This is a genomic window from Terribacillus sp. 7520-G (assembly GCF_002271665.1).
Taxonomy (GTDB): domain Bacteria; phylum Bacillota; class Bacilli; order Bacillales; family Amphibacillaceae; genus Terribacillus.
Map to the genome: position 1 here is coordinate 72,340 of NZ_NQFP01000023.1, position 14,828 is coordinate 87,167.

13 protein-coding genes are annotated in these 14,828 nt (G+C 48.0%); 6 read left to right on the plus strand and 7 right to left on the minus strand.

What is annotated here, in order from left to right:
- Window positions 1–175 precede the first annotated feature (175 nt).
- Window positions 176–853, plus strand: a complete 678-nt coding sequence (locus tag CHH53_RS08835; protein ID WP_198946037.1) for a response regulator transcription factor — start codon at window positions 176–178, stop codon at window positions 851–853.
- Entirely contained in the window at window positions 850–2,280 is a 1,431-nt protein-coding gene (locus CHH53_RS08840) for a sensor histidine kinase (protein ID WP_095215757.1), read from the plus strand. Before CHH53_RS08835 ends, CHH53_RS08840 begins: the two co-directional genes overlap by 4 nt.
- Before the next feature lie 25 nt (window positions 2,281–2,305).
- Here CHH53_RS08840 and CHH53_RS08845 read toward each other — a convergent pair whose 3' ends face one another.
- From CHH53_RS08845 to CHH53_RS08860, 3 genes are all read right to left on the minus strand, one after another.
- Window positions 2,306–4,723 carry an immune inhibitor A domain-containing protein gene (locus CHH53_RS08845; protein WP_369819871.1) on the minus strand — a complete coding sequence of 806 codons (2,418 nt, stop codon included), beginning with the start codon at window positions 4,721–4,723 and terminating at the stop codon, window positions 2,306–2,308.
- Between the two features lie 504 nt (window positions 4,724–5,227).
- Window positions 5,228–5,689 (minus strand): 8-oxo-dGTP diphosphatase, encoded by a 462-nt coding sequence (locus tag CHH53_RS08855; RefSeq protein ID WP_233134973.1) that lies wholly within the window; start codon window positions 5,687–5,689, stop codon window positions 5,228–5,230.
- Between the two features lies 1 nt (window position 5,690).
- The gene (locus CHH53_RS08860) at window positions 5,691–6,050 is read right to left on the minus strand and encodes a Lin0512 family protein (RefSeq protein ID WP_095215760.1); all 360 of its coding nucleotides are present in this window, start codon (window positions 6,048–6,050) and stop codon (window positions 5,691–5,693) included.
- A 113-nt stretch (window positions 6,051–6,163) separates the two neighbouring features.
- Here CHH53_RS08860 and CHH53_RS08865 point away from each other — a divergent pair, with 113 nt between their 5' ends.
- Window positions 6,164–6,616, plus strand: coding sequence for an NUDIX hydrolase (locus CHH53_RS08865; protein ID WP_095215846.1), 453 nt, complete (start codon window positions 6,164–6,166; stop codon window positions 6,614–6,616).
- Window positions 6,617–6,679: 63 nt separating this feature from the next.
- Here CHH53_RS08865 and CHH53_RS08870 read toward each other — a convergent pair whose 3' ends face one another.
- Window positions 6,680–7,681, minus strand: coding sequence for a LacI family DNA-binding transcriptional regulator (locus tag CHH53_RS08870; protein ID WP_095215761.1), 1,002 nt, complete (start codon window positions 7,679–7,681; stop codon window positions 6,680–6,682).
- Between the two features lie 179 nt (window positions 7,682–7,860).
- Between CHH53_RS08870 and CHH53_RS08875 the strand changes: the two genes are divergently transcribed.
- On the plus strand, window positions 7,861–9,186 hold the full coding sequence (locus tag CHH53_RS08875) for a 6-phospho-beta-glucosidase (protein ID WP_095215762.1): 1,326 nt from the start codon (window positions 7,861–7,863) through the stop codon (window positions 9,184–9,186).
- Between the two features lie 48 nt (window positions 9,187–9,234).
- Here the strand turns inward: CHH53_RS08875 and CHH53_RS08880 are convergent, their stop codons facing one another.
- Window positions 9,235–10,215, minus strand: a complete 981-nt coding sequence (locus tag CHH53_RS08880) for a LacI family DNA-binding transcriptional regulator (RefSeq protein WP_095215763.1) — start codon at window positions 10,213–10,215, stop codon at window positions 9,235–9,237.
- A gap of 106 nt (window positions 10,216–10,321) precedes the next feature.
- On the opposite strand from CHH53_RS08880, the gene CHH53_RS08885 reads away from it, so the two are divergent.
- Together CHH53_RS08885 and CHH53_RS08890 are read left to right on the plus strand one after the other, a co-directional pair.
- The gene (locus tag CHH53_RS08885) at window positions 10,322–11,149 is read left to right on the plus strand and encodes an HAD-IIB family hydrolase (protein ID WP_158221521.1); all 828 of its coding nucleotides are present in this window, start codon (window positions 10,322–10,324) and stop codon (window positions 11,147–11,149) included.
- A 492-nt stretch (window positions 11,150–11,641) separates the two neighbouring features.
- A complete protein-coding gene (locus CHH53_RS08890) occupies window positions 11,642–12,898 on the plus strand; it encodes a DNA polymerase IV (protein ID WP_095215765.1) in 1,257 nt (418 codons plus the stop codon).
- 1 nt (window position 12,899) lies between these two features.
- Here CHH53_RS08890 and CHH53_RS08895 read toward each other — a convergent pair whose 3' ends face one another.
- Both CHH53_RS08895 and CHH53_RS08900 read right to left on the minus strand, forming a co-directional pair.
- Entirely contained in the window at window positions 12,900–14,219 is a 1,320-nt protein-coding gene (locus tag CHH53_RS08895) for an MATE family efflux transporter (protein WP_095215766.1), read from the minus strand.
- Window positions 14,220–14,346: 127 nt separating this feature from the next.
- Window positions 14,347–14,823 (minus strand): FixH family protein, encoded by a 477-nt coding sequence (locus CHH53_RS08900; RefSeq protein WP_158221522.1) that lies wholly within the window; start codon window positions 14,821–14,823, stop codon window positions 14,347–14,349.
- Window positions 14,824–14,828 lie beyond the last annotated feature (5 nt).

Here is a 14,828-nt window from a genome sequence, read left to right on the forward strand (position 1 = left end):
ATGCTATAATGCTTCTGTGCTTGTCCCCTTTGCCTAATTGACAGTATGGAGCCAGGTGCTGAAGTGCACTTGAAAGCTAGCTGAAGATTTGCTGAAAGTGAGGAAATTCAGGAATCTTCAGCTGGTTTTCAGCTAGTTGTTCCATAATAAAGAAAAAAGAAGAATGGATGACAGAATGGATAACATAAAAGTATTGGTCGTCGATGATGAACAGACAATCACACAGTTCCTGATGCTTGGATTGCAAAATGAAGGTTATATCGTAGAGAGTGCGGCTGATGGTATGCAAGCTATTGCCAAGGCAGAGCAGTTCGAGCCTCATATCGTCATATTGGATGTCATGATGCCGGGAATGGATGGGTTCGAAGTGTGCCGGATGCTGAAAAAGAAAGGCAGGAAGCTTTCTATCATTATGTTGACAGCACGAGATCAAGTGGATGATCGTGTCAAAGGATTGAATGGCGGAGCAGATGATTACTTGGTCAAACCATTCAGTTTTGAGGAATTGCTCGCCAGGATGCAGGCACGGCTCCGCAATCAATTTCCGGAACTGGGCGATTCCCTTGTGGCAGGCCCTTTACGAATCGATGATCGCCGTAAAGAAGTTTACTTGGAGGAAGAGCTGCTGCAGCTCTCTCCGACAGAGTATGAGCTATTGAAATATCTTGCGATGAATCAAGGAATTGTACTGAGCAAGGCACTTATCCTCGATAAGGTATGGGGATATGCATTTGGTGGAGAAGAAAACATTGTGGAAGTGTATATCCGTTCTCTGCGGGAAAAACTCCACGATAAAGATCGGCAGCTGATTCGCACAATCAGGGGAGCGGGCTATCGCCTGGATGTCAGATGAAGCGAATACGCAACTTAAAACCAAGAACATTGAACAAGCAGATCGTTGCTTTATCCTGTCTTATTCTTGCTATTATCCTGACAGTCGTCGGTATCCTGCAGTACTTCTTGATGAAAGATTTCCTGTATCAGAATGAAGCAGATGCCATGCAGTCACAGCTGCATTCGCTTCCGCCGGCACTGCTTGAACAAAATGATGCTATGCATCAGCCGTTTCTTTTCGATCGTTCTTTAGCCAGAATCGATACGTCCGGTACCTACACAGACATATCAGAGGAGAACGGACTCTCCAGTCCGCGCTTGAGCCAGGAAGAGCTTCGTAAGCATATGAATAGCAGGGATGATAAGTCCGCCCGGTACATCGTGATGGAGGACGAAGACGGGAAAGAGCAGCTCATTGTCATTGTAGCTGATCGACGGTTTGGTGATATAACAGGTTATTTGCAGGCTGGGACAGAGACGGCATCAATCAACGATGTCATCAAAGGGCAGCTGCAGGTATTTTTCCTGTTGGCCATTGTGGCATTGGGAGCGGGCATCCTGCTTTACACAAGCGTTATCAAAAAAGCACTCGATCCGCTGCACCGGATCATCCGGAGAGTAGAACGGACGAGTGCCGAGAATCTATCCGAGCGGATGGAAGAGGATTCCGACCAAATCGAAATCAAACGGCTTACGATTGCTTTCAATCAAATGGTAGAAAGGATCGATAACTCTTTCCAGTCAGAACGGGAAGCAAAAGAACAAATGCAGCAGTTCATTGCGGATGCGTCCCATGAACTGCGGACTCCGCTCACTTCCATTCATGGATTTTTGGAAGTGCTATTAAGAGGAGCTGCTAAGAATCCGAATCAGCTCTATCCGGCACTTGAAAGCATGCTCAAGGAATCGAAGCGGATCAAGAAACTGGTCGAGGATCTGCTTCTACTCACAAAGCTGGATCAGTCTGAGGATCTGCAGCTGCAGGATTTGGAGGTGAGTGTTGTACTGGAGGAAATGATGCCGCATTTTGATATGCTTGCCGGCAGCAGGAAAGTACAGCTTTCAGTGGATGAGCAACTGATGGTAGCTGCCGATAAGGACAAATTGAAACAAGTGTTATTGAATCTATTTTATAATGCAGTCCAGCATACAGATTCAGAGCATGGAGAAATCCATATAACGCTTGGGACAACAGAACATGATGCTGAGATCCTCGTAAAAGATAATGGAGCCGGTATACCAAAAGCGCATCTTCCGCATGTGTTCGACCGATTCTATCGAAGTGATAGTTCACGCGCACGCCAGCAAGGCGGCGCGGGTCTTGGTCTTTCCATCAGCCAGTCTATCGTCAAGGCGCATCATGGTACGATAAAAGTGGAGAGTGAAGAAGGCAAGGGTACTATCTTCCGAGTATTACTGCCAAAAAAAGAAGGAACCCGTAAATGAACGGGTTCCTTCTGTGCTGTTAATCTTAGCGGGAGATTTCAATCTTCCCTACTGTACCATCCGGACTGTCTTCTTTGACCTCAAACTCAAGTCCATACTCTGGGACGTTACGTCCAGCGTCAGGAAGGGCTTTATTCAAATAAGTTTTATCATCCTTGAACTTATCATAGCTCTTCGTGTGATTATCTTTCAGCGTCAAGCCATTCGTAGCACGATAATCGAGGAACATCTTCTCGGATTTATCTTTGCTGAAGGCTGCATCGTGAATTTGATAACGAGTGGAAGCTACTGATTCATCGCTCCAGTAAAGTCCCTTTTGATCGGCATCCACTACACCTAGGAAGCCTTCACCCGGATGTGTGCCAGTCCAGTTGTCATCATAAGAATTATCGACGTACCAGACTAGCAGACCAGTGTTGTAGCTCATCAAGCTGTCACCACGGCGGATATGGTCAAGGCCGATATCAACGCCATTATGCGTACGCCATTCCAGCAAGTAGTAGTGCTCGGAAAGGGAAACGCCTTTATCTTGCGCAAATCCAGCTAGCTCAAAACTACTGTCAGCTTCTGCATCGTCTGTCAGGACAGAGCTGCCATCAGCTGTCACTTGAATGTCATCCACGTAGAATCCAGCGTTGTTTACAGCGACATCCGTCCAATAATTCAAGGAAAGCTCGATTTCCTGGCCTGCGTAGGCACTCAAATCGAAAGTAGCATCCACCCAGCCCTCAGACGTCCCGGTAATACCATCCCCCGGATTCTGGTCGTTCGGGTTTTCTGTAGTCGTAATGCTGCCAGGAACAGTTTCCCCGTTCACTTTGACAGAAGCATAATCCCAATCTTGTTCGATATCATACCAAGTTTTGAATGTCAGTTCAGCAGAAGAAGCATTGGTCAAATCAACAGTCGCTGTCATGCTGTTATCAACATTATTGCCTTTACCGCCGAAGTAAGCATACGTGCCGCTAGCAGGCTTCGTTACTTCTGTTTCTTTATCCGGCAGGTTTACGCGAATTACATCGTTGTTTGTACCTTTTGTTACAGCTTCATCCAGCAGCAGTTCTACTTTATCTCCATCCAAATCCTCTGCATCGATCGTCGTACCGCTCAGCCAGTTGCCGCCATGTGCGTTTTGCAAGTATTCCTTCGCATAGGCACTGAATCCAGATGGCTCGGTCCCTGGCACATCACCAGCCCAGCTTCCGCTGGCCATGATGGACCAATAAGCAACAGCTTCCCCTTGGCCAGTGTAGTTCGTGTCGTATTCATCCGGCAAGCCTAGGTCATGACCGTATTCATGGGCGAATACCCCCATGGCTCCGTCTTCCGGTTCGATTGTGTAGTCATAAGCGGCAAGCTGTCCGTCGAAACGGTCACTTGCAGAGCTTCCGCCAGGCACTGCGACTAGTCCTCCCAGATTCCAGCGGTGGGACCAGATGGCATCGCCGCCAAGGCTTCCGCCGCCAGCTTCTTCACCGACACCTGCGTGAATGACCATCAAGTGGTCGATGATACCGTCTGGCTCATGGTAAACGCCATCGCCATCATAGTCATCGCGATCCCATTGATCGTATTCTCTCAAGTCGACATTAGGATCTTGTCCAGCTTTCGTTAGGGCTTCATACACCAATTCCCTTGCAGCTGTATCACTGCCGTCTGGAGCAGGATCGTTGGCACCATAGTAAGCTGCAGGATGGTCTGCTGTGTACCATCCGGCGATCTCCCCGTCAACAGTATAGCTGCCGCCGGATTGCGCTTCATAGTATTGCTTCATGGAAGTGAAGTCCTGGCCATCCGGGCCAGTATAGCCATCCTCACCGAAGATCATGTTCTGGAAGTGATCATGTGTATAATCCTCATACCACATATCCGTTTCTTCCGGTGTGATGGAGCTGTTTTTGTAATCAGGGAAGTCGATTGCCAAGACGAGCACTTTGTCTTCGCGTACTTCTCCTTCATACTTCTCTTCCTTCACATTATCGACTTTCCTGTCTTTTTTCTTATCCTTTCCTTTATCCTTGCCTTTCTTCAATGCTTCTTGCTTCTGGGAAGCACTTGCGGCATTGTCGGCATTGCCATTTGGTTTGTCGGTGTCACTTACTACATTTTCATCAATTGCGGCTTCCTCCAGCTCTTTTGGCAAAGGCTGTTTAGCTGCTTCGGCACTTTGTTCTTCCCGTTGCTTGAGATAGGCATTCAATGCTTCCTGAGCTTCCGCTTCGGTAGCATCCTGACTGATTTTGCCTTCTTCCTTGAGCATTTCAATCAATTTGTCCTCATTGGCGATGGCACTGTCGAAGGGTGCACCGCCCTGTGAAGCTTTCGGTGAGTACGTCACGGCTGGTGCTTTCTCGGTGGAAGCTTCGGCTTGTGCTTCCTGCGCTGGCGCGAATGATAATGTAAAAGTGCTGAATCCGATAACGGCAGCCATCGCAGAAGCCATCCATTTATTCTTCTTCAAGCAAGTCACTCTCCTTGTGCTAATAGTTTAAATAGTCGGAAAACAAAAGACGTATGTAGGTAAAGTTTTCCTTAGAAGGTAGTATAGCTACTAGTCTGCTAGATTTACAATGGTACTTTGGACGGGTGCGATGCTTGTATGCCTTAAGTTGATGCGATTTTTGGAAGATATCATTACATTATCCGACATGTTTTCCAATGAAGTTGGGAAATATCGTAGAGGAAATTCGCATAAAAATATAGAAACTTGGAGAATGGCAGGGGAAGTTGGGAAAGTGAAGCCGATTTGAAAATATGAAAAATGAGTGGATAGACCTATCCATTGAACTAGATTCAGAGAATCAATTACATAGATAAAGGGAGGGGATGATGTAATTCGGCCTTGGCATCGCCGCATTTAAGTTTTGGATCAATTCATCTTCCATATCTTTATCCTGCTTCGCAGTGACCATGATACAAGGAAAGGAAGCTGGAGGCTTCCCCTTGTCTAAGTATGCAGTATCTCTTCTTCATAATCCGCGGTGCCCGATTTCGCGTGCAGATACAATTCGAATGTACCTTCTTGGAAGAATAATGGAAAGGCAGTGCGGACGACATCCTGCATTGGCAGATTCATGGCTTCCGGCTTCTTGAACCAAGAGGGGTTGCCTTCTCTTGAGTCCGTCAGCAGTGTGCCGGAAAAGGAGTCCGTGACATAATAGAATATTAAATATCGGACATTCCGCTCCTCATTCACATAATGCTGGACACCTTTATACTCGAGATTCCAGACATCCAGCCCGGTCTCTTCCTTCACTTCCCGGATGGCGCTTGCAGTGAGGCTTTCCGGGAAATCGACTTTCCCGCCTGGCGGGATGAAGCCGTTGAAGTCGTCGTGCTGCCGGTCCAGCAGAAGTACTTGATCTCCCTTATGCACCATCACCATATTATAGATTTTGTGTTCGATCATTTCAGTAGCCTGTCTCGACAGAGGCATTCACGATATACATCATATCGTTCTTGTCATTTTTTTCCTCCAAATAGATGGCGCTGGATGTCAGCATGCCCCCATCGATCACTTCCACTGTCACAGTACCGTATGGAATGCGGGCCTTCACTTGCTCGATATCCAATTTGTCCTTGTCTGCAGGGACGGCCAAGCGGACATTCACCTTCATATTATGTAAGTCATTTTCAGGAAGGACACTTGTGATTCCTGGCATGGAATTCGTATGAATGGCGTTGACCACTGCCCGAACCGCTGCTTTCGTGACATCCTGACCGTGTACATCGACACCGAATCCGGTTTGGATGAACATGATTTTTTCCATATGATCACTCCTAGTTCGTTCTGATATAGTTACTGTATCATAGGAGGAACAAAGAATTCTATCAGCTATATCGGTCATTTTGGTAAACTGGACAAAAGGAAGGTGATATGCCCGTGAGTTATGTGGAAAATCTTCGTAAATACGTTGGCCATCAGCCTGTCATCCTGGTGGGGGCATTATGCCTGATTCTGGATGGAAAACAGCATATCCTGTTACAAAAGCGGGTGCATCCGCCTGAAACATGGGGTTTGCCCGGCGGACTGATGGAGCTGGGGGAATCAGCTGAACAAACCGCTGCCAGGGAAGTCCTCGAGGAAACGGGTCTGACGGTGGAGGATCTGCAGCTGGTCAATGTGTATTCCGGAAAAGATAATTTTGCCGTTGCAGCCAATGGTGATGAGTTTTACAATGTGACGATCGTGTATCGGACGGATCGGTTTAGTGGGGAGCTGATGCATGATGAAAAAGAATCCATGGAGCTGGCCTTTTTCCCTCTCGATGGACTTCCGGAAAAGATGATCGGGAGTCACCGCCGTTTTATCATGGATTTCAGTGAAAAGGAGTAGCTTGGCAGCTATTCCTTTTCTGTCCCGCTAACTAGAGCGAGGGGACGATTATACAGGAAACCTTCATATCTGCATTCGTTCCATGCTTCTGGCAGTAGACTGGCGTTCCGTCAAGGAGAAGGAAAGGTCAGCTGCTGTATACGGTGTTTGCGTCAGCTCCGCATGCATGCGGCGGAATGCCTCTGCCCCCATCTGCTTAAGGGGATTGCGTACATGCGTCAGCTCCATCAGGCCGGCTATATCGCTTTGATCGGATTCAAAGCCGACTAACCCCAGCTGATCAGGGACATGGATTCCCTTTGCTCGTGCTTGGGCTGCCATTCCGGCCGCAACATAATCGCTGGCATGGATAACCGCATCGGGCATCTCTTTGCCGGCTAATAGCTTCTGCAAAGCTTTGCGACCGTCATCGACTGTGAATGTCTCATCCAGGATCCATTCGGGATGGACGGGAAGGCTGTGCTTTTGCAAAATATCCTCGAATGCCTTCTTTCGTTCCAGGCTGTTTCTGCTTTCGGCTCTTCCTATTGTGCAGGCAATGCGGGTATAGCCTTTTTCTATCAAATGCTCCAGTCCGAGCTGGAACCCTTCATAATGATTCATATAGATGGATTGGATTTTTGGATGCTGCAGCGGTTCACAGGTCATGATGGGACCGTATTTCGTATAGGCGGCGACTTTTTCCCAGCCTATCCCGCAGCGCAGGATGATCAGTCCGTCAAGCTTCTTTTGACGCAGCATTTCCAATGCCTGTAATTCCTGATCCGGTTTCTCATTTGTTTGATACAGCAGGGTTTGATACTGGCAGGAGGTGCCGGCTTCGGCAATGCCTTGGACGATTTGCATGAAATAGTGACTGATGGATGGCGAAACGACGCCGATTGTATTCGTCCTGCCTTTCTTCAGCTGCACGGCATTGCTGTTCTGGATGTAATCCAGCTCATCGATGATTTGCTGGACCTTGCGCCGAGTATCTTCATGGACATGGGGATGGTGATTGAGGACGCGCGAAACAGTGCTGCGGGAAACGCCGGCCATCTGTGCGATCTGCTTGATATTACTCATGTGCATCACCTCTTTGGAAATCGCTTTCTTACCCTTATTTTAGCGGAAAACGAACGTTTTGTAAGCTCTGGACAGCCTCTTTGCAAATTACTTACGAATTTGTGCTTGACCTGGGATGCATTCCAGCATTTAAGCTGAGGTTGTAGATCTAAAACGTAACCATATAGGAGGCTTTAATCATGGGAAAATTGAAGATCGTGACAATCGGCGGCGGATCAAGCTACACACCGGAAATCGTGGAAGGGTTCATCAAACGCTATGACGAATTGCCAATCACGGAGCTTTGGCTCGTGGACGTAGAGGCAGGGAAAGAAAAGCTTGAGATTGTAGGGAATATGGCTAAGCGCATGGTGAAAAAAGCAGGTCTGCCGATCGATGTGCATTTGACATTGGATCGCCGGGAAGCTTTGAAGGATGCAGATTTCGTTACGACACAATTCCGTGTCGGCCTTTTGGATGCGCGGGCGAAGGACGAACGGATTCCATTGAAATATAATGTCATCGGCCAGGAAACAAACGGACCAGGCGGATTGTTCAAAGGACTGCGGACAATTCCGGTCATCCTGGACATCTGTAAGGACATGGAGGAGCTTTGCCCGAATGCATGGCTCGTCAACTTCACGAACCCAGCGGGTATGGTGACGGAAGCTGTCCTTCGTTATTCCAATATCAAAAATGTCGTCGGCTTGTGTAATGTGCCGATCAAGATGAAGATGGAAATCGCAGAGCTGCTCGGTGCGGATGCGGATCGTGTGCATGTTGACTTTGCGGGGCTGAATCATATGGTATTTGGCTTGAACGTCTACTTGGACGGGGACAACGTGACAGAGACAGTCTTGGATAAAATGACAAGTGATGATAATGAAATGACTATGGAAAATATCAAGTTCTTCAGCTGGGAGCCTGGCTTCATCAAAGGATTGAAAGCCATCCCTTGCCCGTATCACCGTTATTACTACCAAACATCCAAGATGCTTGAAGCAGAGCTCGAAGCAGCAGATGCGGAGGGTACACGTGCCGAGGTCGTTCAAGGCGTAGAGCGCGATTTGTTCGAGCTTTACAAGGATCCGAATCTGGCACATAAACCGGAGCAGCTTTCCAAGCGCGGCGGTGCCTACTACAGCGATGCTGCCTGCAGCTTGATCAACTCCATTTACAATGACAAGCGTGATATCCAGACTGTGAATACGATCAATAATGGTGCCATCCAAAGTATCCCGAATGATTCTGCCATCGAGATCAACTGTGTCATTACAAAAGATGGTCCGAAACCGATCGGCATCGGTGACCTGCCAGTACCAGTACGCGGACTTGTTCAGCAGATCAAATCCTTTGAACGTGTCGGTGCCGAAGCGGCTGTCACAGGTGATTACAACACTGCCTTGCTTGCGATGACGATCAACCCGCTTGTACCATCCGATGAGATTGCGAAGAAATTGGTCGATGACCTGTTGGAAGCACATAAGGAGCATCTGCCGCAGTTCTTCAATAAGATAGAAGCATAAGACTTGACCCGTTCCGTGCAAAAGTGAGCGCGAAACGGGTCTGTCTTTTTATGCGGAATTCCTCGGTACAAGATATCCTTTCCATAGTAAACGTTTGGGTGCATATGTATTGCCAGTCAGCTGCAAGTCTAATTGCTCAACAGTCTCTTGTGCCATAGCAGCAATGTCATTATCATAAGTGGTCAGCGGTGGATCGGTTATCTGGGAAATGGGGTGGTTATCGAACCCAGTAACGGCGCACTTTTCTGGTACGGAAATTCCGTGCTGCTTGGCAGCATGCAGGATACCAGCTGCAACGAAGTCACTCCCGGCAAATATGCCGTCTATCAGCGATTGATCATCGCGGAATAACTCGTTCCCCAAACGAATGCCATCCTCAATCGTCACCATTTCTTCTATTCGTTGCGCACCTTCTTGTACATTTTTCTCAGCCAAGGCTTTTAGAAAACCTTTATATCTAGCTTCTTGGGATGGAGAGATTTGGTCGAGGCAGAATAAAAGACGTTTCTTGCCTGTTTGCAGCATATGCATCGTCAATTTGTAGGCTGCATGCTCTTCGTCCAGACTGCATACGGTTGTATCGATTTCATATTTTTCATTGCAAATAAGTATAGGACCATTTTCTAGGCAATGGGTTAAAAGGGGAGCGTCCAGTGCTGATGATGTAGCGATTATGCCATCTAATTCACGGTGTTTGAGTTTGGCAAATACATCCAGTTCCCGCTTTTTATCACCGAATGTCTGAAAGATGACGGGTTTCCATCCTTTTGCTGCACAGGCATTCGATAAAGATTGGACGAGCGATGCGAAATAAGGATGATCGACTTGGGGTGTGATTATGCCTATGGCAGAGGTCTTGCGCTTACGAAATTGAACAGCCAGATTGTTCGGGGTGAACCCGGATTCCTCGATGGCAGAAAGGACCTTCTGCCGCTTTTGTTCAGACACATAAGGATGCCCATTCAATACGCGGGAGACAGTGCTCTTGGAAACACCGCATTGTCTTGCGATATCGTTGATGGTACGCATTCAACCAGCTCCTTGGACTTTAGATGTAGCTATATCATAGCATATCTATTTTTTTGTTGACTTGGGAACGTTCCCATCTTTTATGGTAGGCAAGGAGGTGTTTGCAGTGGATGCTAAAAGATGCTTTGCCAGTACCGATAGCACAAAATCGCTTATTTGTTTTGATTTTGATGAAACTTATTTTCCTCATGCATGCGAGGACGGACAGTTGGAGGATTTGCATGGAATGGAACTGTATCTCGATCGGATTGCCAGGCAGTATCATGTGAAGATAGCGTGGGTTACTGGCAGTGATTGTGCATCCCTGGCTGATAAAATGAAACGTGCGCACCTGACGTACATGCCCCATTTCATTGCAGCCAATCTGGGGACGGAACTGTACCAGATAACAGCTAGTGGGGAACGCAAGGAGATATATGCTTGGAAACGGTTTTTACCTGTCCAAGAAGAATTCAATGAACGCGTGGATGGTCTGATTGATAAGCTTTCCCTGGACGGGATAGCGTTGCAGCCGCAGACAATGCATGGACAGAGCATGTACAAAAAGAACTTCTATTACTTTCCTGATGGGGGTGATTTGACCGATGTGCTGCATAGAGTAAGACAGGCAGCTGCTGCAGCTGAGGTAGGACTGAATGTGAACGCGTGCAATCCACGGGCGGGGGATCCGGACGGCGCATATGATATTGATTTCATTCCACTAAATACCGGAAAACGGGCAGCTGTCCGGTTCTTGGCAAGTCACTGCATGGTGGAGCCTGCCCGGATCTATGCTTTTGGAGACAGTGGGAATGATCTCGAAATGCTGCAATATGCGGGAAATGGTTACCTTGTTGCTAATGCTACGGAGGAAGCAAAACAGAAGCATGGTCAGATGTGCGAGTCCCCTTATGCAGCCGGTATTCAATCAACACTGCAGCATTTCTTTTTGTAATGAGGGCTGCTGATATAGGGGATACTATCATGCAAAGCTTTGCCTTGAATGCAATGGGGAGTATGGAGTCATCAGCTATTCTGCGTCCTAAAGTGGAGTGTCACTTTAGGACGCATTTCCATACCAAGGGATTTTTTAAGTCAAGATGATGGATGCTCGTGTTGTTCCCGTTTCGCAGCATATATAGCGCATAACCGACTAATCGGTATCGCTAGGTAAAACCATTTCATGTGCCCATCCAGAACGAGTTCATAAATAATTTCAACTGCTGTTAAGATTCCTATTACTTAATGAAAAATCAACCATTTTCTCATCCTTGAACACATCTGGCTGAAACATATCCTTTTAAGCACTATATCACCAAATAATACAAGATTGCCAAAGCGATCTTTTTTCGATTTTCCTCTCCATCCAAAAATTACAGCTACTATAACAGCTGCAAATCGGGTAATCTAAAATAAGAACATTTGTTCCCTTTTGGAGGTGGAGAAGATGGATTACAGCGGATTTCAGCAGCATGAGGTACTTTGTGTGGATATGCGCAGTTTTTATGCCAGTGTGGAATGTGTCAAACGCGGTCTCGATCCGATGACGGCGTTGCTTGCAGTGGTCGGGGATACGAAGCGGCCGGGAAGCATTGTGCTGGCTGCCAGTCCGGCATTGAAGAAGAAGCATGGCGTCAGCAATGTCAGCCGATATTTCGAATTGCCGGAGGATCCGGAAATCGTGATTGCGCAAGCACATATGAAGGATTATCTGGAGGTTTCGGTGGCGATTACCGAGCTCGTGCATGAGTATGTCCCGATGGAAGCAATCCATGTCTATTCGATCGATGAATTTTGGGTGACGCTTGATGGTACGGAAAAGCTGCATGGAACCGCGCGAGAGACAGCGGCCAAGCTGCAGGCAGATATCCTGGAGCAATTCGGGGTCACGGCGGCAATTGGAATCGGGGACAATAAGTTTCTCGCCAAGGTCGTGATGGATATCCATGCAAAGAAACAGACTTCTGGCATCGCTATTTGCCGCTATCAGGATGTCCCGCGTTTATTATGGCCCGTTCCCATACAGGATATTTGGGGAATCGGACGCCGGATGCAGCGGAACTTGAATCGGATGGGGATTGTCACGCTCGGACATCTGGCGCATGCTTCACTCGATCATCTCAAAAAACGATACGGTGTGATGGGGGAGCAGTTATATTGGCATGCATGGGGAATCGATGAGAGCGAGGTACTGGGGGATTTCGTCAAACAGGAGCAGAAAAGCTACGGACATGGCATTACCCTGCTGCGTAATTATCGGGGGGAAGAAATCCCGACCATCATCCTGGAGCTGTGTGAGGAAGCCTGCAGACGGGCGAGGCGGGATAGGAAGGAAGGCAATACGGTTCATTTGTCCATTGGATATGCGAGTCAGCATGGCGGAGGATTCAGCCGCTCCCGTTCCTTCACGAGTCCCTCCAATCTGACGACGGATATGTATAAGCTGTGCCTGGAATTATTTCATGAGCATTACCAAAAAGGCTATGAAGTCAGGAGGGTGTCTGTCTCCCTGACCAATTTATACGATGAAGAAGCGACACAGCTCAGCTTATTCGAGGACAAAAGCAAGCAAAAGGATCTGAGCCGGGCGATGGATGAAATCCGTGCACGTTTCGGGACTGCTGCGATACTGCGTGCCAGCAGCTATACAGCTGCTGGCATGACGATAGAGCGCAGTACGAAAATCGGAGGCCACCAGGCCTGATTCATGCTGCTGCCGTCTGCTGGAACAGCCGGCGCAGCTTTGGTACATACATGATAAGAAAGACGGAACGTCCAAGGCTGAACAGGAGGAAAGCAATCCACAGGCCATGGTTGCCGAGCGGCTGCAGCGCATAAAGTGCCGCCAAATACAGCAGGGCAGCAAGAATCATGGAGTTGCGGACAAAGCGCACTTCCGTCACACCCGTAAACACACCATAATAGACAAGTCCGAGACTAGCCACAATTGGGAACAGGGCAAGCCAGTTGGCATAGGATGCGGTCAGCGCAATGATATGCTGCTGATCGGAGAATAGCGGATAAATCCACCTTTGACCAGCAAGGAAGAGAAGTGCCAATGCCACCGCGATACCGAGCCCCCATTGCAGGGATAGACGCAGTGACTGGGAGAAAAGTTTTTCATTGCGCTCCCCGAGTGCGCGGCCGGCGACAATGCTTGAAGCATTAGCGAACCCGTCAAAGAAATATGCCATCATATAGTGGATCTGGATCAAGATTGCATTGGCTGCCAGCACATCTTCTCCCAATTCAGCCCCTTTTGCAGTAAATAAATTAAAGACAACGAGCAGGCATATTGTCCGAATGAACAAATCACGATTGACCTTCATCATGTGCCACATAGGCTTGGGATCCACAGCCCGGCGCAAAGCTTGGACAAATGGATGCTTCCAGATGCTGCGGGCGTATCTGCGCAGCAGCAAAAAGCCAAACAGGCAGGAGAAAATCTCGGCAATCAGCGTGGAAGCTCCCACGCCTGCCACTCCCCAATCCCACACATGGACAGACAGAATGCAAAGGATGATATTGAGCACATTCGTGCAGATTTGCAGGATAAGCGTTGCTTTGATATACGACATCCCAATCAGCCAGCCGAGGATGACATAGTTGGCAAGCGCGAATGGTGCACCCCAAATCCGGATGGAAAAATAAGCCGAAGCACTGCTATTGACTGCATCGCTCGCTCCGAGGAAGGAGAGGGAGTAGTGCAGAATCGGCTGCTGGATGAGAACAAACAGCAAACCTACAGCAAACGCAACCACAGAAGGCCGCAGTAATGCCATGACATGCTCTTCTGTATCCAGACTGGCGGATGCCTGGGCAGCGAAGCCGGAGGTGCTGACCCGGAGGAATCCGAACAGCCAGTACATGGTATTGAAGATGATAGTGCCGATAGCGACCCCGCCAATATAGGAAGCATCGGAAAGCTGGCCGACGACCGCTGTATCGACAACGCCGAGCAAAGGTGTCGTGATTGTCGATAATGTCAGCGGAAGGGCAAGTGCTAAATAGTTTTTATGCTGCATACGCTCACCTTAAATAGTAGTAATTACGAATAATATACCGCACCTATCAAAAGAAGTAAATGCTTATCAATCCGGGAATTCACCATAGAAAAAAGCCGTATTCCGATTCGGAATACGGCTTTTTTTATTAATGATGGTGGTGACCGCCGCTATCATGCTGTTTTTTCTGTTCTTGCTCTTGTTTTATCTTCTCGATTTCTTCTTCCGTCAATTCGCCGACTCTGATTTGCTTCGTCGGCATCAGATGGATATTACCGACCCTTACGTCTGCTTTTATAAAGTAGACTCCATCTGACGGGAAGTTATATTCGAGATGGTATGTTCCGTCGGCGTCCAGTGATGCCGGAATTTCGTCGGCATCTGCTTTGTTATCGTCTTTCCAGATAAGGAAATGGACTTCCGCTTCCTGTTCGAGTGCTTGTCCATCTTGTGTGAGCTTTACATCGATTTGCGGAGCAGAATCAGCTTCGATGGATGAAGGAGCCTCAATGTTCACATTCACTTCTTCCCGTTTGGCATAGTGATCAGCCGCTTCGGGATCGGCAGAGCATGCAGCAAGCAGGAAGAGCGTCAGTAACCATGGTATATATGCAAGTCGTCGCATCTGCT